This is a genomic window from Halapricum salinum, from assembly GCF_004799665.1.
GTDB classification, from domain to species: Archaea; Halobacteriota; Halobacteria; order Halobacteriales; family Haloarculaceae; genus Halapricum; species Halapricum salinum.
Map to the genome: position 1 here is coordinate 1042245 of NZ_CP031310.1, position 24386 is coordinate 1066630.

Genomic DNA, 24386 nt, shown 5'->3' on the forward strand with positions numbered 1-24386 from the left:
TATCTGAAGGATGCGAGGGCGACCGGAGGGAGCCCTCGATACGGAACGGGGAGCGAAGCGACCCGTGGAGTGAGTGAAACGAACGAAGATATCCTGCACAGCGACCCCGAGCGAGTCGAGGGCTTTCCCGAGTTGCTGTCAGCGATGTTGTAGCCTAGCCAGCGAGTCGAGGGCGTTCCCTGCTTGGTGGCAGTGCTGTCTCTGTCTCCTAGCCAGCGAGTCGAGATCGATCACGTAACGAGCCGACGAAAACAGAAATCCCATATCGAAGTGGTCTTTTCCGGCCGCGACAGACCACGATCCAACGTGACCTGCAGCCGACTTCGCGTCCTCGCGATCGAAGGCACCGCCTGGGCAGCCTCGGCTGCGGTCTTCGAGACGACCGACCCCACCGAACGAACCGACGACGAACGAGTCGACATTTTCACCGACGCCTACGCGCCCGACAGCGGCGGCATCCACCCCCGCGAAGCCGCCGAGCACATGCACGAGGCGATCCCCAAAGTCGTCGCACAGGCTCGCGAGACGGCCGAAACATGGGCAGCCGAACACGACGAGCAGACGCAGAATCCCGTCGATGCAGTCGCATTCTCCCGCGGCCCCGGCCTCGGGCCGTGCCTGCGAATCGTCGCCACCGCAGCGAGAGCGACGGCCCAGCGATTCGACGTCCCACTCGTCGGCGTCAACCACATGGTCGCTCACCTGGAGATCGGCCGCCACCGCTCGGGGTTCGAATCGCCCGTGTGCCTCAACGCCTCCGGAGCCAATGCCCACATTCTCGGCTTCCGGAACGGCCGCTATCGCGTGCTCGGCGAGACGATGGACACCGGCGTCGGCAACGCCATCGACAAGTTCACCCGCCATCTCGGCTGGTCCCATCCCGGCGGCCCCAAAGTCGAGCAGCGAGCCAAAGAAGGAGACTTTCTCGATCTGCCGTACGTCGTCAAGGGGATGGACTTCTCGTTTTCGGGGATCATGAGCGCCGCCAAGCAAGCGGTGGACGATGACGAGCCAGTCGAAGACGTCTGTTTCGCCCTGCAGGAGCACATCTTCGCGATGCTTACGGAGGTCAGCGAGCGTGCCCTCTCACTCACTGGTAGCGGCCAGCTCGTCCTCGGGGGCGGAGTCGCTCAGAACGCCCGCCTGCGGGGGATGCTCGAATCGATGTGTGCCCAGCGCGGGGCCGAATTCTACGCGCCCGAGCCGCGATTTCTGCGGGACAACGCCGGCATGATCGCCGTCCTCGGCGCGAAGATGTACGACGCGGGCGACACCCTCCCGATCGCGGAGTCACAGATCGATTCGAACTTCCGGCCCGATCAGGTCCCGGTCACCTGGCGCGAGCGAGAGGCGTGGACGGCAACGGGCGACAACGTCCGGGCCGGCGACGCTCTCCAGGGCGCGGAAGCGACGGTCACCTTCGAGGACGGCATCGTCACGAAGCGACGCCTCCCACGCGAGTATCGCCACGAGATCCTCGACGCGCGACTCCGCCGGACACGGACTCGACTGGAGGCCCGACTCACCAGTCAGGCCCGGCGCGCTGGCGTTCCGACGCCCGTCCTCCGGGACGTCGACCCCGATGAGGGCATGCTGGTCTTCGAGAAAGTAGGCGAGGCCGACCTGCGCGACCGACTCACCGAGGCGTCCGTCCGGGACGTGGCCGGTCACCTCGCGACGATCCACGACGCCGGGTTCGTCCACGGCGATCCGACGACTCGAAATGTGCGCGTCGACGGTGACAGGACCTATCTCATCGACTTCGGGCTGGGCTACTTCACCGACGATCCCGAGGACTACGCGATGGACTTGCACGTCTTCGACCAGTCGCTGACCGGGACTGCCGACGATCCCGAGTCGCTGATCGCGGCCGCTCGCGAGAGTTATGAACGCGCCAGCGCCGATCCCGAGTCCGTCCTCGACAGCCTCGCCGAGATCGAGGGGCGCGGCCGGTATCAGTAGCCCAGAAGGCGCGACAGGTATCGGAGACCACCGTCGACAGGTGCCTCAGAAGTCGAATAGCTCTCGGTAGAGCGCGAAGACGTCGCCGGCAGTCCCGCTCTGTCCGTCACCGTCGAAGTCGAACTGCGGCGGAGCCGAACGGATACGGTCGCCGTCACGACGTTCGAAGTAGGTGAAGACATCCGAGATCGTCGCCTTCCCGTCGCCGTCAATGTCTTCGAAGTGGCCATCGCCGTCGATATCCTGCGGCGCATTAGTGCCGACGATCGGGCCGTCCTCGACCGTCGCGTCCCCGACAGTGCGATAGGGGATCGTCGCGGGCTGGTCGTCAGTGTGGGCGAGCGCCTCGGCGTTGCTCGTCCCGTCGGGCGTCATCAGATCGATGACGTTCGGCGCGTCCTCGCTGCCAGCGCCACCGAAGCGCCAGGTGCTGGCCTCGCTTTCGACGGGGCGGACGTTGCTCTCGGTGTGGCCGTCGTAGCCCAGCACGAGGACGGCAAGCGCGCTCGTCGAGAGGGGCCCGACCGCGTCGGCGGGAACTGTGAGGACGATCGTCTCGGTGTCGACGCGGGTGCTTCCGGTCGCGATCTCCTCACCGTCGGGAGCCTCGACGGTCACCCCGTGTTCGCCGTTCGCGAGGATGCGACGGTGATACGGTGCCTCGAAGGCCGCGTCGACACCGGCTCTCGCGTCCGTGGTCCCGCCGGATCGTGCAGGGTCGCGGACGTACACCTGGAGGAACTGTGTGCTGAACCCTCCCTCGAACTGCCAGGGATTTTCGAGCGTTCCACCGATCGAGACGCCGATCTCGTAGCTCGCGCCGACGCGATCGATTGTGACGCGCGTCAGGTCGAACGACCCCGCAGTGAATACGTGATTTCCAGGGTAGGTGTAGCTGCCCGGCCCGTGGTCGTCGCCCGTCGAGTCAGACCAGTCGGCGAGGCGGTCGACGCCCTGGATCACGGCCGTCTCGCGACAGCGCTCGTCGGCGTTCCGTTTGGGCACTGAGACGGTGATCGAGTTCTCGCCCGCGGTGATCGGGACCGCGGCGCTGAACTGTCCGTCTTCGACAGCGGGTTCGAAGACCGAGTCACCGACTTCGACCCTGACGGAGTCGGCGTCGGTCGTTCCCGAGATCGTGGTCGTGCCGACGTCTGCCCGCTGCGGTGCGTCGACCGACAGCGACGGGCAGTAGGGCACGTCGCCCTCGGCGGGGACGAGCCGCATCGCGTGGCCGCCCCCGCGTGCCAGCTCGACCGTGATCGTCTCGCCGCCGGAGACGGTGCGCTCCTCGACTGCGACCGCTTCTGGGTTGCTCCCGAGGCTCGTCTCGGGTGCGTCGGCGTAGATTTCGGCAACGTAGGCCTCGTCGTCCAGAAAGTCGAGCGCGAGATCGAGTGATCGGGACTCCCCGGACTGGGTGCCGACGTACCAGACGCCCTCTCGCTTGCGGGCGATCGAGACGTACGAGCCGAGTTCGGTGTCGACGACCCGGGTCTCGTCCCAGCTTGCGGGCACGTCCGCGATGAATTCGAACTCGGGGTAGACCTCGCCGTCGTCGTCGCGGTAGTTCTTCGGGAGGTCGGCGACCATCTGCAAGCCCGAGAAGAGGACGGGATAGTGGCTGAGCTGGCGGGCGCGCGTGCTGTTGACGTTGCTCCCGTCGTCGGTCAGGTCGAAGATTCCGGGCGTGTAGTCGACCGGCCCGGCGAGCATCCGGGTCTGGGCGACCAGGACGCTGTGATTGGCCGGCAGCCCACCAGTAAAGTTCTGATACTCCATTCCCTGGACGCCCTCGCGGGTCATGAAGTTGGGCCAGGTCCGGCGCTCGCCGGTTGGTTTGATCGGCTCGTGTGCGTTGATCATCACCTCGTTTTGGGCCGCAGTGGCCACCATCCGCCGGTAATGCTTGACGGCCCACTGCGATTGCTGTTTCTGCCCGTTGTGGAACGGCGGATTGACGTAGCCGTTCTTGACCGCCGGAATCCCCCACTCGTTGTACTGGGCGAAGATGTCGGCCATATTCTCGTCGTAGCGAGCGGCCTGTGCGCCGGTCTCGTTGTGCGCGACGAAGCTGACGCCGCGCGAGCCGCCGTAGTCCAGAATCTCCTGCAGGTCGAAGTGCTCGGTCGGCCTGGTAAAGTCCTGGTCGTCGAAGCCCGCGAGTCCGCCGGGGTCCCAGCCGACGTTCCAGCCCTCCGCCAGCAGGTTCGGGATATCGTGGGCGGCACAGAAGTCGATATACTGTTTGGCGTTCTCGGTCGTCGCACCCACGCGGTCGCCGGGATGCCAGGTCGACTCGCCGATGTGTAGCTCCCACCAGATGCCCATGTACTTGCCCGGCTCGACCCAGCTCGGATCCTCGATTTTCGATTCCTGGGCGAGATTGACCACGAGATTCGACTCGATCAGGTCGCCGACGCCGTCGCCCACCTCGACAGTGCGCCACGGCGAGACGTGCGGGGCCGTTCCCCGGACTTTGGTCACCCCGTCAGGCCAGGTGACGAGAGTGGACTCGAAGGTCGTCCCGCCGACAGCGGCGAGTCGCATCGCCGCGTAGTCTGTGAGGTCGGCCTCGTGGATCGACAGTGCGGGGCCGTCGTCGAGGGCCATCGTGATCGGCGTGTTCGCGCCGCCGACGTCGCTGATCGCTGTCTCTCTGATCCGCTGTTCGTACTTGTTCGGGTCGTCGTTGTACCACGCCGCGTCGCCGTCGCCCGCCACCGCGAACGTCGTCCGCTCGTCGACGATCTCGAAGTCGTCCTCGCCGTGGATCGTGTACCGCAAGCCGACGCCCTCTTCGAAGACGCGAATCGTGACCGTTACCGTTCGCTCGTCCTCGACGGTGACGGCCAGTTCGCGGTAGCGTTCGCGGATCTCGCTGTAGCGTCCCCACGGCGGCTCCCAGGTCCGGTCGACGCTATCGGTCGCCGAGCCGAGGACGGTGGCGTCGGTCCCGAAGGTCGATCCGTCGGCGAATTCCAGGCCGAGTTCGGAGTCCTCGATGACGGGTTCGCCCGCGCGCTCGACTCGATAGGACAGCGCACCGTCGTCCGCGTCGAGCGTCACTGAGAGCGTTCCGCCGGGTGACTGTATGGTCTGGGTCGTCGCAGTCGGGCCGGACGTAATCGGGTCGGGGTGGGAGATCTGCTGGCCGATCTCCTCGGGGGCGGTCGCCATCGCAGTCGGGAGTAGCGTCGCCCCGCCGGCAGCCGCGAGCGCTCCGAGAAAGGTCCGCCGACGAAGTGGTGATCGCTCCGCCTCGCGTGCGCACATGGAGCGAAATCTATCGGGCCGGTCCCAATAGCCTGTCGAAGTGCTGGAGGACAAACGACTTAGTAGAGGCCGACCTATCATCGCGCATGGCAGACAAACCACAGTCTGGAGAGATCTTCGGCGTGCCGTACAACTTCGAGCGACCGAGTCTGCGCCGCCTGCTGTCCTCGTACTGGCAGCCCGGTGAGGGCATGCTCGTCAAGAAGCCCTTCGGGATCGGCTACACGCTCAACCTGGCCAACTGGCGCTCGTGGATCGTGCTCGCGGCCGCCGGCGCCCTGCTCTACCAGGAACGCGGCAAGTCCGAGGACAGCGAGTCCGAGGAGCTCGAAGACGAATCCGACGAGCCCGTCGAAGTCATCGTCGACTAGCTGTTTCGTCCCGATCCGGATATCGACGTGTCTTTTTGAGCGCCCTCCCATCGAGCAGGCATGCTGCATTTCGTCACGGGCAACGCCGGGAAAGTCCACGAGGTCCAGTCCCTGCTCGACGCCGAGGTCGAGCAGTTCGAGTTCGACTACACGGAGATCCAGAGTCAGGACCTGCGAGAGATTGCTGCCCGCGGGGCGCGCGAGGCCTACCGAGAGGTTGGCGAACCGGTCATCGTCGACGACTCGGGGCTGTTCGTCGAGTCGCTCGACGGGTTCCCGGGACCCTATTCGGCGTACGTCGAGGATACCGTCGGCGTCGAACGGCTCTGGCGACTCGTCGAACCCGAAGCCGACCACAGCGCAGCGTTCCGGGCGGTCGTCGCCTACTGCGACGGCGGGGAGTTCGAAGCAACGCCCGAACCGGTCGACCGTGGCGAGCGACGCGGCCCGGATCAGGCTGCCGCCGAGCGATCGAGCGCGACCACTGACGACCAGGTCGATGCGGACGACCTCTCGGTCAAGTTCTTCGAGGGGGTCGTCCCCGGCGAGATCGTCGCGCCGCGGGGCGACGGTGGGTTCGGCTACGATCCCATCTTCGAACACGGCGGCCAGACCTTCGCCGAGATGGACACCGAACAGAAAAACGCCGTCTCCCACCGCGGCCGCGCCCTCGCACGCTTTGCCGAGTGGTACGAGCAGTCCTGATTCTCTCGAAGGAAACCAATCACGTAGTATTCCGATACCGTCGAAGGAAACTACTCGTCAGGTCGCTCGTCGATGAGGACGACGGCCTCGCCGTCGATGACGGCTTCTTCGCCGTCGGTGACGGTCGTCGTCAGCCGATACTGGTTGTGACCGAGGTCCTCGACGATCTCACACTCGGCGGTGACGCGGTCGCCGATCCGGACTGGGGCGTGGAATTCGAGGTCCTGAGAGAGGTAGATCGTGAGGCCGGGCAGGCGCGCGAGCGCGGCGCTGATGAGGCCGCCGACGAGTGTCCCGTGGGCGATCCGGCCCTTGAACCGTGTCTGTTCGGCGAACTCCTCGTCCAGATGGAGGGGGTTGGTGTCGCCGCTGGAGAGGGCGAACCGGCGGACGTCGGCGTCCGAGATCGTCTTCGAGAACTCGACACCGTCACCGACGCTGAGGTGATCCTCGGCGTCGACCGTGACGTGCCAGGTCGGCAGGTCCTCTTCGGCTTCGATCTCGGGTCCGCTGGCAGGGTCGTCGCTGCGAGCGCCGACGCCGAACGCAGCGAAGGCGGCCCGGTTGGCCTCCATCATGCTGTTTACGACGTGTGAGGAGGTTTCTGTCCAGGTGTTCAAAAGATCGTGAGGTTCCGAACTCATTGCAATGGCGTTTGGGACCACCGCTAATAAATCATGCCCCTGTGGGCCGTTCAGGTACAACAGCCGTGAAAATATCCCACGTGCGCGGTCTGCGTGCCGCCTCGGCGGCCCCAGACCGCTCGGCTCTGTGGCCCAGTTTGCGACTGGATGGTTTCTTTTGGTACTGAATGGTAGCAGATGGTATTCAACGCAATCTTTATCTGTTTGGCGGGAGTATCTGTAGGTACGAGATGACGGAGAGCAACGACGCGATGGACATGATGTGGCCGCCTGCGATGTGGAAAGAAATGCAGGAAGCCGGCGAGCAGGCCGTCGAACAGCAGCAACAGATGATGCAGCAGCTGTTCAGCGGCTCCGCGAGTGGGATGGACATGAGTAGTCTGGGCGCGATGCGCCAGTTGGCGACGTTCAAGACACGCGTCCAGAGCGGGGGGCGTATCAGCATCCCCGACGCCGAGCGCGAAGCCCTCGACATCGAGGAAGGCGACATCGTCCAGGCCGTCGTACTCCCCGTCAAACGTAACCGAGATGATACAAATGAGTGACGCATACACCACGCCCGTAACGACCGCTTTCGAAATGCAGCGCCGCACGATCGAACAGAGCCAGCAGGCCTTCAAGCAGAGCCTGGCGTTCCAGCAGAACGTCAACCAGGCGATGCTCGACAGCCTCGACAGCCAGGAGTCGGCCCAGCGCCGTGGCGTCGAGCTAACCCAGACGATGTTCCACAGCTACCTCGACGCCGTCGAGGCCGCCGTCCCCGGTGTCGATAGTTCCGTCGAGGAGCTTCGCGCCACCGTCGACGAGCAGGTCGCGTTCCTGCTGGAGAACCACGAGGAGGCGTTCGACACCGTCGAGAGCGAGTTCGCCGAAGGCCTCGACGCCTACGACGAGCTTTCGGAGGACTACGTCGCCGCCCTGGACGAGCAGGTCGAACTGCTGGTCGAGGCCCACGAAGACCTCGAAGGCCAGTCCGTCGAGGCCGTCGAACAGCTCGCAGACCAGTTCGAGAACCTTCAGGAACAGGTCGAAGAGGTTCAAGAGCAGGTCCGTGACGTTCAGGAGCAGGCCGCCGAGGCCGTCGACGTCGAAGCGTAAAACCGCCGTTTTTTCTTTGCGCACGCACGAGATACACCCATGAGCGATACAAACGACGTACAAGAGGAGTGGAGTCGAATGGTCGAACAGATGAACGACGCGGTCGCGGACTCCGTCGAGCAGAACATGCAGGCCCAGGCGGCCTTCATGGAGTCGTGGGCCGACGCCGTCGAGGATTCGGTCCCCGAAGAGGACGTCCTCGCGGAGGGAATGCAGGGCTACAACAAGGCCTACGAGGTCTGGATGGACGCCGCCGAGCGGATGTTCGAGCGATCCACCGACGCCGCCCAGGGCGAGGACGTCGAACCCAGCGAGTTCCGCGACATCTGGCTGCAGTCGGCCAACGAGGCCTTCAAAGAAGTGATGGGTACGTCCGCCTTTGCCGCCGCGAACGGCCAGCTCGTCGAGTCCATGCTGGAGATGCGCCAGGAGGCCGACGAGATCGGCCAGGACACGATCTCCCAGCTCGGCTTCCCGACTCGCGACGACATGGACGAGGTCGGCGAGCGCCTCGTCGAACTCGAGCGCCGCCAGCAGGCAGTCGAACAGAAGCTCGACCGCGTCCTCGACGCCCTCGAGGAGTGATCTCGCCATGATGAATCCGCTCAGTGCGGCCCTGGACATGCAACGCCAGGGCCTGGAAGCGATGACGGGCGCCAGCGAGAAGAGTCAGGTCCTCGACGACCGCATGGAGACCCTCGAGAGCGTCGAGGTCGGCGAGACGCCCAGCGAGGTCGTCTACACCGAGAACAAGCTCGAACTGCTGCACTACAAGCCCGAGGACGCCGGTATCGAGGTTCCCGACGACGAGAAAGAGCCCGTGCCGATCCTGATCATCTACGCGCTGATCAACCGGCCGTACATCCTCGACCTGCAGCCCTCCCGCTCCGTGGTCCGACGCCTGCTCGAAGCCGGCCACGACGTCTACCTCATCGACTGGAACGAGCCGACCCGACTCGATCAGCACCTCACGCTCGACGACTACGTCAACCGCTACATCGAGAACTGCGTGAACGAGGTCGCCGAGCGCTCCGGCCAGGATTCGATCAACATCCTCGGGTACTGCATGGGCGGCACCATGTCGACGATGTACGCCGCACTCCACCCCGAGAAGGTCAACGCGCTCGGCCTGATGGCCGCCGGTCTCTGCTTCGACCAGACCGGCGGGATGCTCGAAATCTGGGGCGACCAGGAACACTACGATCCCGAACTACTGACCGAGACCTACGGGAACGTCCCATCGGAGATGCTCGACGTCGGCTTCGCGCTGATGGACCCCGTCAACAACTACGTCTCCAAGTACATCCGGCTGTACGACAACCTCGAGAACGAGGGCTTCGTCGAGAACTTCGCCCGGATGGAGAAGTGGCTCGGTGACGGCGTCGACGTCGCCGGTGCCGCCTACGAGCAGTTCCTCGAAGACATCTACCAGGAGAACAAGCTCTACAAGAACGAACTCGAACTCGACGGGAAACACGTCGACCTCGGGAAGCTGGAGATGCCGATCCTCCAGATCATCGGCGAGTACGACCACCTCATCCCGCCGGGCGCCTCCAAACCGTTCAACGAGGTCGTCCCGAGCGAGGACGTCCGGACGATCGAGTACTCGACCGGCCACATCGGCCTGTCGGTCTCCTCCTCGTCCCACGAGAACGTCTGGCCCGAGGTCTGTGACTGGTACGCCGCACGCAACGAGGGCGGTCCCGACCACGTCGAACCCGACGAACCCGACCTCGACGCGTCCACCGACGAGGCCGTCGAGGCCGAAGAAGCCGAAGACATCGCGGAAGCCGCCGACGTCGAGAGCGTCGCCGGCATCGGCCCGACCTACGCCGAGCGCCTCCACGAGGCCGGCATCGAGACCACCGAGGATCTCTACGAGAGCGACGTCGACCACGTCGTCGAGGTCTCGCAGGCCTCTCGCAGCCGCGTCGAAGACTGGTTCGAGCAGGTCCAATAGGACCACTCGCGTCACTCATTCTTTTGTCACCGCGTCCCGGAGCCACGGCTATGCGTGTTTCCGTCATCGGGAGTTCGAGCGTCACCAACGAGCACTACGCCACCGCCCGCGAGGTCGGGCGGCTGCTAGGCGAGCGCGGCCACGAGATCGTCTGTGGCGGCCGCACAGGGGTGATGGAAGCAGTCTGTCGCGGCGGCCAGGAGACGGGGGCGCACACCATCGGTATCCTCCCGGGCGAGCACCGGAGCCAGGCCAACGAGTACGTCGAGACGGCCATCGCCACAGGGCTCGGAAACGCCCGGAACGCGCTCGTGGCGCTGAACGGTGACGCCGCCATCGCAGTCGACGGCTCGACGGGCACGCTCTCGGAGATTGCCCTCTCGCTCGACCGCGGGATTCCTGTCGCGGGGCTGGATAGCTACGAGATCGAGGGCGTCGAGAGCGTCGCGACGCCTCAGGAGGCCGTCGACTACGTCGAGAGCGCGCGGGATTAGCGCCTGGTGGCGACTGGTAATTGTGTGGTTCTTCGGATCTGCCTACAGACGCCACCGATAAGGCCCGGGCGGCCGAACCACCGGTATGGTCGTCGATCGCAACGAAGCCGTCTCCACCGAGGACGACGAGGAGGAAGACGGCGATCCTTCGCTACTCGAGCGAGTCAAGAACTACTACCGAAGCGTCTTCTCTCCCGCTCGATACTGAGGCGCAACGGCGAGAACGAAGCTGTCGAAAGCGACGGCGTCGCTATTCCCACTCGGTATAGCCGCACTTTCCACAGTGCAGGCGGTCGCCGTGGTCGGCGAGGAACGAGTCGCCACAGCGGGGACACTGTTCGCGGTCGCTGGTGCCGTCGTCGTTGTAGAGTTCGTGTCGGGGCATCTTATGCCTCCTCGGCCTCGCTGTCGCCGTCGGCGGTGATCTTGTTGCGTTCGAGCATGTGCTCCTGCTCGACGTCCAGGGCGGCCTCGGGACTGTCGTAGACCTTCGCGTAGCCGACGGTCTTGCGCATGCCGAACTTCGTGTCCAGCTTGTGGACGACGACTTCCGCGGAGTCTTTGTTCAGTTTCGCGGCCAGCGAATCTCGGACAGAGAGCCGCGACGGCGTCGCTTCGTCGTGGACGACCTCGAAGCGGACGTCCGTCCGGTGCAACATTGGATTCTCGTCTTGCTCGATAATATCGACTTCCATGGTTCGTTGCCCATATCTACCCCTCGAAACGCCTAAAAGGATTTCGAAGCCGCCGACAGCCCCGTCTCGCCCCAAAACCCAAGTTTCGTGCCAACGTATACCACAATATGGCCGCGGCCTGGCTGTGGGTCCTGCTGTACGTGCTCGCGTTCGTCGCGTTCCAGTTGCTGCTCTATCGGTACCTCCAGCGCGGGAGCGGGCCCACGGTCGAACAGGCCGCCCCGGACTACGGCGAGGGCGAGTCAGCGCCACAGCGGCCCGCCCAGTCGGCCGTCGAGGCCGACGATCAGGAGGGTGTTCGCTGTCGCCACTGCGGGACTCTCAACGATGGCGAGTCATCCTACACGTTCTGCCGGGAGTGTGCCGAACGGCTGCAGTGACAGCAGATAAGTACGCCGGACACCAGCGACGGGTATGCGCGCGATCGCCATCAACGTCGGCGCGAACACCAACGAGCCCGGTTTTCGCGGGCCGGTTACTGGGGACGGGCGCTTCACGTATCTCCCGATCCCGGAGTCGAAACCGACCCGCGAGTCCGTGCCGACCTACGGCGATCTCGATCCGCAGTTGGATTTCGACGTTCCCGAGCATGTCCACGAGACGCCTGTACATCTCGACCCGGAGTTCGCTGGCTATCCCGGTTGTGAGCGCTACACCTACGGCGACGAACACGGCGTGAAGGCCGGCCCGCTCTCGACGCTCGAACCCGGCGACTATCTCTTCTTCTACGCGACGCTCACAGTCGAAGAGGCGGCCAACTGGCTCCCGCCGACGTGGGGCGCGTTCGTGATCGGGCACTTCCGGCTGGCTCGCGAGCCCACGAGTAGTGACGCACTCGGCGAGGACGAGCGAGCGGTCTTCGCGAACAACGCCCACCAGAAGCGCGACCAGCCCGACGCAGCGGTCCTGATCGAAGGCGAGCCCGACGAGTCGGCGCTGTACGATCGGGCGATCCCGCTGAGTACGCCCGAGGCCGGCACGAGCGCGAACCGACTGGTGACCGAGTATTCCAGTGATTCCGGGAAGGGACCGTGGTGGCGTCGCGTCCTCCGGTACGAGACAGGGGGAACCGAGCGACTGCTGGACGCTCGGCGTGAGGAATGGACGCCGTCCCGGTGATCGTCCCCACGAGAGTTATCAGCCCTGAGAACGGTGAGGAAACATCTATGACTGGCGGCGACCCTCTTTGTGGATATGCGCGTTTCGAGCGGCGTTCCGGGGTTCGACGAACTCGTCCAGGGGGGGCTGTTGCCACGGCGGCTCTACGTCGTCAGCGGCCCACCTGGCAGCGGGAAGACGACCTTCTCCTCGCAATTTATCACCCAGGGCGCAAAGCAAGGCGAGAACTGCCTGTACGTGACGATGCACGAGACGAAAGAGGAACTGATGCAGGACATGGCCGGCTTCGACTTCGGCTTCGACAAGGCCATGCAGTCCGACGCCGTTCAATTCCTGAATCTCGTGACCGAGAGCGGCAAGCGCACCATCACACAGTTCGGTCATGAAGGTGGGCTGACGAATCGCCTCGTGGCTTTCCTCGATTCGAACGATATCGATCGGGCCGTGATCGACTCCACGATGCTCTTGCAGCACTTCTTCTCGGACGCGAACCAGGAGATCACGGGCTTTCTCTCCGCCCTCAAGCAGACCGACGCGACGATCCTGCTCATCTCGGAGATGACCGATCCCACGGCGTATTCGGACGAACACTACCTCGCACACGGGGTCATCTTCTTCCACAACTATCTGGAGTCGGGCGGGATGACCCGCGGGATTCAGGTCATCAAGATGCGCGGGACGGCAATCGACTGTGACATCCGTCACATATCGTTCAGTGACCGCGGCTTGACGGTCGATCCGGACACGAAACTCCAGGGGTAGCATGTACGAGCAGACCTACGACACCGACTGGGATTCGCTCGACCGTGACGAGGCGATGAGTCGCGCGTTCGCCATCGGTGTCGCAGCGTCGCTCGGCCACGACCACGCAGAGGAGTACGACCGGATTGTCCAGTCGATGGATACCTCCTACAACCGAAGTATCGTCGAACTGGCGTTCGAGGAGGGCAAGAACAAAGCGAAAAAGAAGCAGTACGAGAGCGACGACGACGAAGCCGCGGTCTGGTCGGAACTCGTCGAGGGCGAGAAAGTCACCGTCGAGAAAGACGACGTTCCTACTGGCGGGCAGAACAGACTCCCCGCAGCGCTGGACAAGGCGAAGATTCTCGACCGGCCGAAAACTGACAGTCGCGATCGGGTCTCGCGACCGGACTTTCTCGAAAAGTAACTACAGCGACACCGGGTCGGGGCCGTTCTCACCCGGTGCGATCGGGTCCCGGTCGCTGTAGTGCTTGCGGCCGATTCCCTTGCTCGAGACCACGCTGTAGGCGGCCGTGTTCGCGTCTTCGGCCGACTCGAAGGTCTCGCCGGGCAGCCGACCCAGAATCTCGCCCAGGGTCTCGGTCCCATTGGCCAGCGTGAGTTCCGTCTCGCCGAAGGCCTCGATCAACTCCTCGGTCGTCGCCGGATAGCTGTGTGTCTCGAACTGCTCTGTTGCGTCTGTGAGTCGCATGGAAATAGAGAAAGATGGTGGTCGATGATAAACCTTCACTATTAATCATACGAGTTTGTGGAAAGAATGGCTATGTGTATAAGGTTCGCGGCAGTCGGAACTCGCTTGGCGCTGGCGCGGGAAGCGATGGTATGGTTCTGGCGGATCTGCACGTGCACACGACGGTCTCGGACGGGCGACTCGAACTCGCGGACGTGCCGGCAGCCGCCCGGGAGGCAGGTGTCGATATCGTCGCGCTCACCGACCACGACCGGATCCAGCCCGCACTCGACGCACCCGTCGTCGAGCGCGAGGGGGTGACGCTGATCCACGGGATCGAGTTGCGCGTCGACGCAGGCCAGCAGAAAGTCGACCTGCTGGGGTACGGCCTCAAACCGACGGCCGCTCTCGAATCCGAGTGTGCACGCATTCAGGAAAATCGCGTCGAGCGCGCGCGAGCCATCGTCGAGCGTGTCGAGGATAGCCTCGGGGTCGACCTCGATCTCGACCTCCACCCCGGGGTCGGCCGGCCCCACATCGCTCGGGCTATCGACGACAGCGACGCCGACCTCACCTACCAGCAGGCTTTCGACACGCTCATCGGCAGCGACGGCCCCTGCTACGTTGCCCGAGAGATCCCGGACTTCGAAACCGGACGGGGCCTGCTCGCGGAGGCCTGCGCGTTCGTCGGGCTGGCCCATCCGCTGCGGTACGGCGACACCGAGCACGCGCTCGCGCTCACGGCGGATCTCGACGCCGTCGAGCGATACTATCCCTACGGCCGCGAGGTCGACCCGGCGCCGGTCGAGCGGGCGATCGAGCGCCACGACCTGCTGGCGACGGGCGGCAGCGACGCTCACGATGACCAGCTCGGGATCGCGGGACTGGGCAGCGAGGCCTACGAACCGATCCGCGAGCGCCTGCCGCGTTCGACTCGTGGATGAACCGTCCCGCCGTCCGACTCACGGATGATCGATCGCGTCGGACACGCGGCTGACGACAACGCAGGGTTCAATGTGGTTCGCGTTGTACCCCGCTATATGAAGTGTCACTACTGCGACCGCGACGCCGACATCGCGGTCGAGAAAGACGGGATCAAGGTCGGCGTCTGCAAGGAGCACTTCCGCGAGCAGATGGAGGACCTCGCGGACTCGGAGTGGCTCCAGGGCATCGACGAGGACCTGGACATCGACCGGACTGAGTGACCCGACCCTTTTCTCGCTGGCCTGCGGACTGCGGTCTATGGAACGCATCGCGATCGACGACGTCGACTCGTACATGGGTCCGGCCGACGTCAAGCGCCCGCTGACCGACGCGCTCGGTGCGAGTGACCTGGCGATCAACTACTACGAACTCGCGCCGGGCGAGAGTTTCGCCTTCGGTCGCCACCGCCACGAGAATCAGGAGGAAATCTTCTATATTCAGGAGGGCACCGCCATCTTCGAGACCGGCCCGCCCGAGGCCGACCCCGACCGCGTCACGGTCAAGTCCGGCGAGGCGGTTCGCTTCGGGCCAGGCGAGTGGCAGCGTGGCGTCAACGAGGGTGACGAGCGCGTGGTCGCACTGGCGCTGGGCGCACCGCAGGAGACCGGCGAGACGACCGTCACGCGGGAGTGTCCCGACTGCGGCGAGCGCACCGAGGCGACCATCGAGATGGCCGACGACCGAGACGCCCTGGTCACGAGATGTGTCGAGTGCGGGGCCGAGACTGATCGATTCGACTGACTGGGGAATCTCTCCATCCGGTTCCCGTCGTGTGAGAAGAACAACCGGTATTCTTCGGCTCCGGACGCGTCTAGGGAGCGATGACTACCACCCTGCAGAGCGACGAAACTGAGGCACAGCCCCCGGCGTACGGCACGGCCGGGACCGCCCGGATCGACCGCTGGCTCGCCGCCGGACTCGTCGTGCTGGCGGGCGCGCTCGCCCTCAACACGCTGCTCGGTCCCCTGTTCGCCGACGCGATCGCCTACCCCTTCTCCGAGACGATGGTCAACCAGACGCTCGGCCTGGAGGTCGTCACGCTCTTCGTGGTCGCGCCCTGGGCGCTCGTGGCCGCGACCCTCCTCTCTCGGGGTCACCGCGCGGCCCCGTTCCTGGCGATCCCGCCGGCCGCCTACGCCGCCTACATGTTCGTTCAATATGTGCTCGGCCCGACCTATCTGACTTACCAGCCGGCCGTGGTCTTCCACCTCGGAATCTTCGTCTGTAGCTGGCTCGTGCTCGCGGTGGCCTGGCGGCGGACTGCCGACGTGTCGCTCCCAGCCTGCACCGCGCGATGTGCGCGCCGGACCGCCATCGGGCTGGTCGCGCTGGCCGCGTTCACTACGTTCCAGTACGTCCCGACGTTCGCGGGATTCCTCGACGCCAGTCCCCTCTCAGCGGAGGCCGCCGCCGACCCGACGATGTTCTGGTCGATTGTCTTCCTCGATCTCGGCGTCGTCGTGCCCGCCACGATCCTCGTCGCCTGGGGCCTCCTTCGCGAAGCCGGGTGGGCTCGCCGGGCGGCCTACGGCGTCGCCGGCTGGTTCGTCCTCGTCCCCATCTCCGTCGCGACGATGGGGCTGGTCATGCTGGCCAACGACGACCCCAACGCCGCCGTCGCACAGGTCGTCGTCCTCTCGGTGGCTGCCCTCGCGTTCTCCGCCTTTGCGGTGTGGGTCTTCCGACCGCTGTTCGGCGGCGACTCACAGCCGGCGACGGAATCGGACGCCCAGGGTGCCGAGTAGCCCCGGGCCGACGAGGACGACGACGCCCCACGCCAGCCACGCGAGGACGGCCGCTGCACCGGAAAGAAAGGTGATGTTATATCGTGCGAAGCCGCCGGGCGCGACGAACAACGCGAAACTGCCGGCGAGCGCGACCGGCCAGGCCGTCACCGCGACACGGAGGGCGTCCTCGCGCTCGATCCCGGTTCGCCATCTGACGACCCCGCGGCCGACGAGCACCGGGATCACTGCCAGTCCCAGAAGGGCTCCCTGCCCGGCGAGAAAGAGGACGATCCCTGCCCGCCATGACAGTAGCGCGAATCCGGCGGTCGCGCCCAAAGTGACGATCCCGGCCACTGCGCCGACGATCGACCCGAGCGCGGCCGTGGTCGAGCGCCGCCGTGAGAGGAGGACGATCGCCAGCGCTAGCACTGGCGACAGCCCCACCGTGAGCACGTAGACGAAGAAGACGAGCGTCCACAGGATCGATTCGGCCATCGGTTCAAATTTCGGTCCCGACCAGCGAGAACAGTGTGCCGGCGTCGACGGCCTCGGCCTGCTCGTAGGCGACATGAGAGGCCGCGACGTCCTGGATCGCCAACCCCGTCGAATCGAAGACCGTCACGCCCTCCGGGCCGCCGGGTTCGCCCCGCCCCGAGACGGTGTCGGTGACGATGTCGCCCAACTCGGCGTAGATGTCTTCGTCGTCCAGTCGGCCCTCGCTCCAGGGGACGTTGATCTCCCCGGAGTGGGTGCACTGCTCGTAGTCGTCGATCACGATCGCGGCGTCTTCGAGGACCGAATCGGCGATCTCGTGTTTCCCCTTGGCGTCCGCGCCCATCGCGTTGACGTGCGTGTTCGGCCCGACGTCGTGGACGATTGGCTCCTCGACCGGCGTCAGCGTCGAGACGATATCGCAGGTGGCAGCTTCCTCGATCGATCCGCCTCGGACGTCGTAGGCGTTCTCGAAGACGTCGACGAAGTCCGCGACTGCCTCTGGATCGACGTCGGTGACGACGACCTCGTCGATGTCTCGTACTGTGGCGATCGCCTCGAGCTGGGCGTATGCTTGCGTCCCCGCACCGACGAGCCCCAGCGAGGACGCGTCTTCGGGCGCGAGATGGCGCGTCGCGACCGCAGCGGCCGCGCCCGTCCGCAGCCGGGTGATCGTCGTCCCGTCCAGAAGGGCGAGGGGGAAGGCGTTGCGCGGGTCCGAGTAGACGATGACGCCCATCACCGTCGGCAACTCGAAGCGGTCCTCGTTGTCGGGGTGGACGTTGACCCACTTGACCGCGGCGGCGTCCCACTCGCCCGCGTCCATGTAGGCGGGCATCGACCGGAAGTCGCCGTTGTACCGGGGCAGGTCGATGTAGGACTTGGCGGGCATCTGGACGTCCCCGCGAGCGTAGGCCCCGAAGGCCTCTTCGACGGCGTCGACTACGTCGGCTGTCGTCGTGTGCTCGGTGACGTCCGCGGCCGAGAGCAAGCGCGTCTGCATGGTCGTGGGTCGTTCTGGAAGCGACTTATAAATAGGGTCGAGTTACGCTCGAACAGCTACCACGTGATTCCTTCGTAGGTGAGCCCATCGCGGCGCTCGATCACACGGCGGCCGTCGATCACGACGGGATCGGCCATCGCGTCGAACTCGCCGTCGAGAGCCTCGAACTCGTCCCAGTCGGTCGTGACGAGCGCGGCGTGGGCACCCTCCAGCGCCGCAGCCGCCGAATCGGCGTACTCGATGTCGGGGAAGTGCTCGCGCATGTTCTCGGTCGCGACGGGGTCGTAGCCCACCACGTCGGCTCCCCGCTCGATGAGGCCCTCGATGACGGGGATGGCTCGCGATTCGCGGATGTCGTCGGTACCGGGCTTGAACGCTAACCCGAGCACTGCGACGCGCTTGCCCGCGACGTCAGTGTGTGTATCGAGCAGGCCGAGCAAGCGCTGGGGCTGGCGCTCGTTGACGGCGACGGCGGCCTCCAGGAGTTCGGGGGCGTAGCCCTTCTCGCGGGCGGCGTGGATGATGGCGGCGACGTCCTTTGGAAAACACGATCCGCCCCAGCCAACTCCAGAACGGAGGAAGTGCGGGCCGATCCGGTGGTCGAGCCCGATGGCGTCGGCGACCTCGTAGGCGTCGACGCCGTACTCCTTGCAGATGTTTCCTAACTCGTTGATGAGGCTGATCTTCGCCGCCAGGAAGGCGTTGTTGGCATATTTGATCATCTCCGCTTCCCGGAGGCCGGTCTCGACGACGGACGCGTCGTGGTCGGCCAGGATCGGCTCGTAGACCTCGTGGAGGGTGTCCAGCGCGCGCTCACCGGCAGCCCCATCTTGTACGCCGAGGACGATCTTGTCCGGCTCCTGGCAGTCGTAGACTGCGGTTCCTTCCCGGAGGAATTCGGGGTTCATCGCGACGTCGAAGCCCTCCCCAGCGGTCTTGCCCGACGCCTCCTCGACGGCCGGGACGACGACCTCCTCGGTCGTGGTCGGGACGACTGTCGACTTGACGACGACGAGGTGGTCGCCGTCCTTCTCGGCGAGGATCTCGCCCACGGATCGCGAGCCGGCGCGCATCGCCGCGAGGTCGATCTTGCCCTCGTCGTCGGTCGGCGTGGGCAAGGCGAGGAAGGTCACGTCGGTGTCGGCGATGTCGTCGTAGTCGGTCGTGGCTCGCAACTGCGTGCCGGCGTGTTCGGCGACGAGTTCGTCCAGTCCAGGCTCGAAGATCGGCGCGACGCCGTCGTTGATCTGGGAAACGATCTCCTCGTCGAGGTCGACGTTCACGAGGTCGTGGCCGGCGTCGGCCAGCACTGCAGCGAGTGTCGTCCCGACGTAGCCGCTCCCGATGACGCTAATTTGCATGCCACGACGTACGCCGCCCTGCTATTTGTAAGTAGGCGAGTAGCAGTGGGGATCAGCTGTACGCCTGCGAGCGGATCCGCAGCGCCGCCGACTCGATCGCGTAGGCCAGACTGTACAGCGTCGTCAGTGCGAGTGGGACGAACGCCAGTGCACCCGCGGCGACGACCAGCAACTCGGCGTTGGCTGTCGATTCGAGCGGGTGCTGGACCAGCGGCGCGCTCGCGAGTACGTCGGCGTAGGCGTCGAACACGGCCGGCCGGAACGTCGCGAGTACGATCCCGACGCCGGCCAGCGCGGCGGCGGAACTGGCCAGCCCGAACGCGATCGTCGCGACGCTGCGACAGAGCAACGACAGCAACCGCGGCGCGCCGACGTCCATCGCCGCCTGGAAGGTGAACAGCGTCAGGACGGCGGTGAGGGCGATCCCCGGCCGCTGGGACAGTGCCGACTGGCCGACGCCGACGAACAGCGCGCCCGCAAGCGCCGGCAGGACCAGCCCGAAGACGAGCCAGGCGTCACGCGGCAGGGCAGTCTCTTTTCGCTCGCGGATCGCGGGCACGACATAGCGGGCAGTCAGTCCCGCGGGAACGCAGACTAACAGTCCGGCCGCCAGATAGTGGACGACGCCCACAGTAGAGAGGGGCGCGTCGACCGCGACTAGCGGGACGCCGCCGACCGCGAGGCCGCCGGTCGAGGACTCGAGTAGCAGCGCCGCCGCCAGCAACGGGACGAACAGGACACCGACCAGCAGCGAGCCGGCGACGCCACTTCCAGCGGTGCCGAGGAGGCTCCCGCCGGTCCAGAGCCCGGTCGAACCGACGTAGGTGAGGACACTTGCGAGGCGTTCTGCCGGCGTCGACAGCGCCGAGGTGACCGCAGTCAGGTGGCCATCCTCGTCGGTTTCGGATTCGGGAGTTGGGTAGCCCGTCGTGACCGAGCCGGCGGAACTGGGATGTCCGAGGCTGATCTGGGTGGCCGGGGTATCGTCGTCTTCGACCGTGTCCTCCTGCTCGGGGACGCTGGCGGGACCGTTGTTTCGGAGCGAATCGAGCTGGTCGTCGATCGACCCGGGTTCGAGCAGGGCCGTCCGCCAGAGCTGTCGACCGCCGGTGAGCCACAGCGAGAACTCGCTGGGCTGTTCGGACTCGTGCCAGCTCCAGGCGGCGACGCCGAAGCCGACGTCGTCGACCGCGTAGCCGTTCGGCAGGTCGGTGTCTCCGATGTCCTCGGGGATCGGTGTCGAGAGCTGGTCGTGATAGCGTTCGAACTCCCGGGAGCCGGCTTTCGGGCCGAGTACCTCGACGAAGCCGCGGAGGTGGTCCAGGAGCGTCTCGCTGTCGCGAACGTCGTCGACGACCCCAGTAGAGAGCGTCTCGTAGGCGAGCGTGCCGTTGATCGGGCCGAGCGCGTCGTAGCAGTCGTCGTATCGCGCTCGCTCTTCGGGGTCTTCGAGGACGGTGCTAGCCCGGTTGATCTGCATGTGCCGCTTCTCGTCGGCGTCGGGACTGGCCCCCATCGGAGAGAAGCGCCGGTCGGCCTGCTTGCGCCGTCGCTGGATCGTCTCGGCGTCGGCCTCGCGACTCGCGCCGATCCGGGCGTAGTAATCGACCGCGTCGGGATCTGGGTCTCGCTCGCGCATGCGGGGGCTGTCGTTGTGCTAGTTCGGATAGCACCCACCGTAAAAGCACCCGATCCAATCGGCCGAACAACGAAAAACCATTTACGATATGACCGAGCACGTACCGATATGGTAGACGGGTACACAGTGGGGATCGACCTCGGCACGACCAACAGCGCGATCGCAGCAGTGACTGGGGATCAACCCGAGATCATTCCCAATAGCGACGGCGAGCGGACGACACCGTCAGTCGTCATGATCGACGAGAACGACGAGACGGTCGTCGGCCAAGCCGCGGCCAACCAGGCCGTCAGCAAGACCGCTCGCACAGTACAACACATCAAACGCCACATGGGCGACGAGGACTTCGTCGTCGAGATAGACGGCGAGGAGTACCGACCCGAACAGATCTCGGCGCTCATCCTCTCGCGACTGCTGGCCGACGCCGAGGCCTACCTCGGCCGGGACGTCGAGTCCGCGGTCATCACGGTGCCGGCGTACTTCGGCGACGCCGAGCGCCAGGCCACCCGGAGCGCGGGCGAGATCGCCGGCATCGACGTCGAACACGTCATGACCGAGCCGACCGCCGCCTGTCTCTCCTACGGCCTGCAGGAGGCCGCCGACGCCGACGACGAGGAGACCCACGAGCAACGCCACGTTTTCGTCTACGACCTGGGTGGGGGCACCTTCGACGCGACGCTCGTCGAGATCGACCTCGAACACAACCACATCGAAGTCAAAAACACCGACGGCGACCGTGACCTGGGCGGCGAGGACTGGACGCAGCGAATCGTCGACCACCTCGCGTCGATCGCCGCCGAGGAGGGTGACGTCGAGGTCGCCGGCGACGCGGAACAGGAGCAGCGCCTCTACGACGCTGCAGTGCGGGCCAAACACGACCTCTCCAGTCGCGAGCAGACCGAGATCACCGTCCCGTACCTCGGGCCGGACTACAACCTGGAGACGACGATCACTCGCGAGACGTTCCAGGAGCTGACCGCGGACCTGCTCGATCAGACGATCGACTCGGTCGACGAGCTGTTCGAGCGGTCCGAACTGGAAATCGAGGAGGTCGACGAGGTGTTGCTGATCGGTGGTTCGACCCGGATGACCCAGGTGCAAGAGACCGTCGAGAGCTACTTCGGGATGGAGCCGCTTCGATCCGTAAACCCTGACGAGGCCGTCGCGCTCGGCGCAGCCACGCAGGCCGAACTGATGTCCGCGGGCGGCGAGACGACCGCTGACGACGTGCTGCCCGGCGACGAGGAGGACCTGCTGCTCGTGGACGTCACGCCCCAGCCGATCGGAATCGAACTCCACGACGGCGACTTCGCTGCCGTGGTCGACCAGGACGAGAAGGTGCCGATCAGCCAGAGCGACGACCGCTTTACCACCGTGATGGACGACCAGACCGGAGTTCGGTTCCCGATCTATCAGGGCCAGTCCGAGGCGGCCGAGGAGAACACCAAACTCGGCGAGATGGTCCTCTCGGGGATTCCGAAAGCGCCCGCGGGCGAACCCACACTCGAGATCGACTTCGAGGTCCAGTCCGACGGGACCCTGGAAGCCTCCGCGACTCACGTCGAGTCCGGTGAGTCGGTCGATACGACCATCGAATCCGGTGTGCGCCTCTCCGAGAAGGAGATCGAGCAGATGAAAGAGGCCCTCCCGACCCTGAAGGATCGGGACGTCGCCGGCGCAGATCAGAAAGAAGCCTGAGCCGCGCAGCGAGACGCGAACCGACTCACATTCGAACCGACACACGCTTTTCCGGGCGCACAGGATAGGTAGCTATGACCGAGGACGACCCCACTGTACCGATCATTTGCGAGGAGTGTGGGACCGAGACACGGGTCCCACTGGAGACGCTGGCTGACACCCTGGAGCGGCACAACGACAATCGCCACGACGGCGAACAGGTCGCACAGGTCGACCCCGACATCGCCGACCGGATCGCCGATCTGGTCGCCGACGATCTGGGGCTGCTCGAAGACGCCGAGTGATCGCGCGAACGTTCACCGACGCTGAACGACCGACGGCGGAACCTTCTCACCGAATCCAGCTCGGAACAGACTGCTCCGTGCAGCTATATAGTGCTATATCACGAACATTCGAGTCCGTCCGAGAAATAGTGGTATGTCGCCCTCGTACCCGAAAATACCCCTATTATAAGCGGTTTTATTAGTCACTCACCCCCGTACAGGTGATGGCAGACGATCCAGACCAGTCAGACTTCGTATCGCGACGCAAGTTCATTGCCGCGGGCAGCGTGGCAGGCGTTGCGGCTGTCGCCGGGTGTGGCAGTGGTTCGGGCGACGGCAACGGAAACGGCAACGGGAACGGCAACGGCGGCAACGGGAACGGCAACGGCAACGGCAACGGCAACGGAAACGGCAACGGCAACGGGAACGGCAACGGCAACGGGAACGGCAACGGCAGCATGAGCCAGCAGGACACCTCCGTGCTCGAATCCGGTGGGTCCTCGACGGTCTACCCCGTCGCCAACACCGCGGCTTCCTACTGGCAGGGTAACCGACCCGCCAGCGACTCCGAATACTGGCCGTGGCAGGAGTACAACATCGACAACAGCGACGAGAAGGCCCTGGCCGATTACTGGGCTGGTCTGTACGGTTTCGAGCCGAGCGACGGCAGCTCGCCGCCGTTCAAGTGGACCGTCGGCCTGAGCCACTCCGGGACGGGTGTCCGAAAGGTTCGTGACGGCCTCTACGACATCGGGAACTCCTCGGGGAACGTCGAGGACGAACTGCCGGATCGGGACTCCTACGAGAAGTTCGTCGACCACGTGGTCGCCGTCGACGGCCAGCCGATCGTCGTCTCCAGCGAGATCGCCGAAGCCGGCGTCGACCAGATCACCGGTCAGGATCTCAAGGACCTCTACAAGGGTCGTATCGACAACTGGAGCGAACTCGGCGGGCCGGACAAGCCGGTTCGCGTTCTCGGTCGCGCGAAAGACTCCGGGACCCGGACGTCGTTCGTCAGCAACGTCTTCAACAACCCCAAGGAGAACACGCAGGTCGCGACCCGCTACGGCCAGAACCAGCGCCTTGCGCAGGCGATCTCCCAGGCCGACAACGCGATCAGCTACCTCGCGCTCGCCTTCCTCGACACCGACGGCGTCACGCCGATCGCCCTCGAGTGGGAGGGGACGACCTACGCCTACGAGGACCCCGAGAACGGCCTCGACTCCAAGCAGTACCCGCTCAGCCGTGACCTCCACATGTACACGTGGGACGGCACCTCGATGAAGGAAGCGTCGGTCGTCAACATGATGCTCTCGGACTTCGGTCAGGACACCTTCGTCGCGCCGAACAACTACTTCACGCTCAACGATCGCCGCCTCGAAGAGCAGAAGGCGAAGCTCCCCGACCAGAACCCGGTCTGATCCCGCCGGCAGTGAATCGCTGAGAAGCCACCAAGCGGGACC

At 65.3% G+C, this 24386-nt stretch carries 29 protein-coding genes; 20 read left to right on the forward strand and 9 right to left on the reverse strand.

Features of this window, described 5'->3' with window-relative positions:
• The first annotated feature begins 306 nt into the window (after nt 1–306).
• Complete coding sequence (locus tag DV733_RS05160) at nt 307–1962, forward strand: bifunctional N(6)-L-threonylcarbamoyladenine synthase/serine/threonine protein kinase (RefSeq protein ID WP_049994118.1); 1656 nt, start codon at nt 307–309, stop codon at nt 1960–1962.
• A 45-nt stretch (nt 1963–2007) separates the two neighbouring features.
• Here DV733_RS05160 and DV733_RS05165 read toward each other — a convergent pair whose 3' ends face one another.
• On the reverse strand, nt 2008–5238 hold the full coding sequence (locus DV733_RS05165; RefSeq protein WP_049994119.1) for a glycoside hydrolase family 97 catalytic domain-containing protein: 3231 nt from the start codon (nt 5236–5238) through the stop codon (nt 2008–2010).
• A gap of 86 nt (nt 5239–5324) precedes the next feature.
• Between DV733_RS05165 and DV733_RS05170 the strand changes: the two genes are divergently transcribed.
• Both DV733_RS05170 and DV733_RS05175 read left to right on the forward strand, forming a co-directional pair.
• Nucleotides 5325–5609 carry a DUF5808 domain-containing protein gene (locus tag DV733_RS05170; RefSeq protein ID WP_049994120.1) on the forward strand — a complete coding sequence of 95 codons (285 nt, stop codon included), beginning with the start codon at nt 5325–5327 and terminating at the stop codon, nt 5607–5609.
• A 60-nt stretch (nt 5610–5669) separates the two neighbouring features.
• Complete coding sequence (locus DV733_RS05175) at nt 5670–6314, forward strand: non-canonical purine NTP pyrophosphatase (protein WP_049994121.1); 645 nt, start codon at nt 5670–5672, stop codon at nt 6312–6314.
• A 50-nt stretch (nt 6315–6364) separates the two neighbouring features.
• Here the strand turns inward: DV733_RS05175 and DV733_RS05180 are convergent, their stop codons facing one another.
• Nucleotides 6365–6958 carry a MaoC family dehydratase gene (locus tag DV733_RS05180; protein ID WP_049994122.1) on the reverse strand — a complete coding sequence of 198 codons (594 nt, stop codon included), beginning with the start codon at nt 6956–6958 and terminating at the stop codon, nt 6365–6367.
• Nucleotides 6959–7188: 230 nt separating this feature from the next.
• On the opposite strand from DV733_RS05180, the gene DV733_RS05185 reads away from it, so the two are divergent.
• From DV733_RS05185 to DV733_RS17615, 6 genes are all read left to right on the forward strand, one after another.
• Nucleotides 7189–7503: an AbrB/MazE/SpoVT family DNA-binding domain-containing protein gene (locus DV733_RS05185; RefSeq protein ID WP_049994123.1), complete on the forward strand. Its 315-nt coding sequence runs from the start codon at nt 7189–7191 to the stop codon at nt 7501–7503.
• Nucleotides 7496–8056, forward strand: coding sequence for a hypothetical protein (locus DV733_RS05190; RefSeq protein ID WP_049994124.1), 561 nt, complete (start codon nt 7496–7498; stop codon nt 8054–8056). Before DV733_RS05185 ends, DV733_RS05190 begins: the two co-directional genes overlap by 8 nt.
• Nucleotides 8057–8095: 39 nt before the next feature.
• Nucleotides 8096–8641, forward strand: a complete 546-nt coding sequence (locus tag DV733_RS05195; protein WP_049994125.1) for a poly(R)-hydroxyalkanoic acid synthase subunit PhaE — start codon at nt 8096–8098, stop codon at nt 8639–8641.
• A gap of 7 nt (nt 8642–8648) precedes the next feature.
• Nucleotides 8649–10016 carry a class III poly(R)-hydroxyalkanoic acid synthase subunit PhaC gene (gene phaC / locus DV733_RS05200; RefSeq protein WP_049994126.1) on the forward strand — a complete coding sequence of 456 codons (1368 nt, stop codon included), beginning with the start codon at nt 8649–8651 and terminating at the stop codon, nt 10014–10016.
• Between the two features lie 50 nt (nt 10017–10066).
• Nucleotides 10067–10510 (forward strand): TIGR00725 family protein, encoded by a 444-nt coding sequence (locus DV733_RS05205; protein ID WP_049994127.1) that lies wholly within the window; start codon nt 10067–10069, stop codon nt 10508–10510.
• An 85-nt stretch (nt 10511–10595) separates the two neighbouring features.
• Nucleotides 10596–10718: a hypothetical protein gene (locus DV733_RS17615; protein WP_257217574.1), complete on the forward strand. Its 123-nt coding sequence runs from the start codon at nt 10596–10598 to the stop codon at nt 10716–10718.
• Between the two features lie 42 nt (nt 10719–10760).
• Here DV733_RS17615 and DV733_RS05210 read toward each other — a convergent pair whose 3' ends face one another.
• A complete protein-coding gene (locus tag DV733_RS05210) occupies nt 10761–10895 on the reverse strand; it encodes a 30S ribosomal protein S27ae (protein WP_049994128.1) in 135 nt (44 codons plus the stop codon).
• Between the two features lies 1 nt (nt 10896).
• Nucleotides 10897–11205, reverse strand: a complete 309-nt coding sequence (locus tag DV733_RS05215; RefSeq protein ID WP_049994129.1) for a 30S ribosomal protein S24e — start codon at nt 11203–11205, stop codon at nt 10897–10899.
• Nucleotides 11206–11312: 107 nt separating this feature from the next.
• On the opposite strand from DV733_RS05215, the gene DV733_RS05220 reads away from it, so the two are divergent.
• The 4 genes from DV733_RS05220 (at nt 11313) to DV733_RS05235 (ending at nt 13492) form a co-directional block, all read left to right on the forward strand.
• On the forward strand, nt 11313–11585 hold the full coding sequence (locus DV733_RS05220; protein ID WP_049994130.1) for a DUF7577 domain-containing protein: 273 nt from the start codon (nt 11313–11315) through the stop codon (nt 11583–11585).
• Between the two features lie 34 nt (nt 11586–11619).
• The gene (locus tag DV733_RS05225; RefSeq protein WP_049994131.1) at nt 11620–12324 is read left to right on the forward strand and encodes an Nmad3 family putative nucleotide modification protein; all 705 of its coding nucleotides are present in this window, start codon (nt 11620–11622) and stop codon (nt 12322–12324) included.
• Between the two features lie 75 nt (nt 12325–12399).
• On the forward strand, nt 12400–13086 hold the full coding sequence (locus tag DV733_RS05230; protein WP_049994132.1) for an RAD55 family ATPase: 687 nt from the start codon (nt 12400–12402) through the stop codon (nt 13084–13086).
• A gap of 1 nt (nt 13087) precedes the next feature.
• Nucleotides 13088–13492, forward strand: coding sequence for a hypothetical protein (locus DV733_RS05235; RefSeq protein WP_049994133.1), 405 nt, complete (start codon nt 13088–13090; stop codon nt 13490–13492).
• Here DV733_RS05235 and DV733_RS05240 read toward each other — a convergent pair whose 3' ends face one another.
• A complete protein-coding gene (locus tag DV733_RS05240; protein ID WP_049994134.1) occupies nt 13493–13777 on the reverse strand; it encodes a DUF5789 family protein in 285 nt (94 codons plus the stop codon).
• 131 nt (nt 13778–13908) lie between these two features.
• Between DV733_RS05240 and DV733_RS05245 the strand changes: the two genes are divergently transcribed.
• From DV733_RS05245 to DV733_RS05255, 4 genes are all read left to right on the forward strand, one after another.
• Entirely contained in the window at nt 13909–14700 is a 792-nt protein-coding gene (locus DV733_RS05245; RefSeq protein WP_049994135.1) for a PHP domain-containing protein, read from the forward strand.
• Nucleotides 14701–14796: 96 nt separating this feature from the next.
• Entirely contained in the window at nt 14797–14961 is a 165-nt protein-coding gene (locus tag DV733_RS17250; RefSeq protein ID WP_170178685.1) for a DUF6757 family protein, read from the forward strand.
• A 37-nt stretch (nt 14962–14998) separates the two neighbouring features.
• On the forward strand, nt 14999–15481 hold the full coding sequence (locus tag DV733_RS05250; RefSeq protein ID WP_049994137.1) for a cupin domain-containing protein: 483 nt from the start codon (nt 14999–15001) through the stop codon (nt 15479–15481).
• 80 nt (nt 15482–15561) lie between these two features.
• A complete protein-coding gene (locus DV733_RS05255; protein WP_049994138.1) occupies nt 15562–16485 on the forward strand; it encodes a hypothetical protein in 924 nt (307 codons plus the stop codon).
• Here DV733_RS05255 and DV733_RS05260 read toward each other — a convergent pair.
• The 4 genes from DV733_RS05260 to DV733_RS17055 are packed head-to-tail and all read right to left on the reverse strand — an operon-like array spanning nt 16444 to nt 20962.
• On the reverse strand, nt 16444–16962 hold the full coding sequence (locus tag DV733_RS05260; protein ID WP_049994139.1) for a hypothetical protein: 519 nt from the start codon (nt 16960–16962) through the stop codon (nt 16444–16446). The genes DV733_RS05255 and DV733_RS05260 overlap by 42 nt on opposite strands.
• Before the next feature lie 4 nt (nt 16963–16966).
• Nucleotides 16967–17962, reverse strand: a complete 996-nt coding sequence (locus tag DV733_RS05265; RefSeq protein ID WP_049994140.1) for an ornithine cyclodeaminase family protein — start codon at nt 17960–17962, stop codon at nt 16967–16969.
• Between the two features lie 56 nt (nt 17963–18018).
• Entirely contained in the window at nt 18019–19323 is a 1305-nt protein-coding gene (gene aglM, locus DV733_RS05270; RefSeq protein WP_049994141.1) for a UDP-glucose 6-dehydrogenase AglM, read from the reverse strand.
• Nucleotides 19324–19375: 52 nt separating this feature from the next.
• Nucleotides 19376–20962 (reverse strand): hypothetical protein, encoded by a 1587-nt coding sequence (locus tag DV733_RS17055; RefSeq protein ID WP_049994142.1) that lies wholly within the window; start codon nt 20960–20962, stop codon nt 19376–19378.
• A 108-nt stretch (nt 20963–21070) separates the two neighbouring features.
• On the opposite strand from DV733_RS17055, the gene DV733_RS05280 reads away from it, so the two are divergent.
• From DV733_RS05280 to DV733_RS05290, 3 genes are all read left to right on the forward strand, one after another.
• Nucleotides 21071–22660 (forward strand): Hsp70 family protein, encoded by a 1590-nt coding sequence (locus DV733_RS05280; protein ID WP_049994143.1) that lies wholly within the window; start codon nt 21071–21073, stop codon nt 22658–22660.
• A gap of 74 nt (nt 22661–22734) precedes the next feature.
• Nucleotides 22735–22944, forward strand: coding sequence for a hypothetical protein (locus DV733_RS05285; RefSeq protein ID WP_049994144.1), 210 nt, complete (start codon nt 22735–22737; stop codon nt 22942–22944).
• A 203-nt stretch (nt 22945–23147) separates the two neighbouring features.
• Nucleotides 23148–24344, forward strand: a complete 1197-nt coding sequence (locus DV733_RS05290; protein ID WP_049994145.1) for a substrate-binding domain-containing protein — start codon at nt 23148–23150, stop codon at nt 24342–24344.
• Nucleotides 24345–24386: the final 42 nt, after the last annotated feature.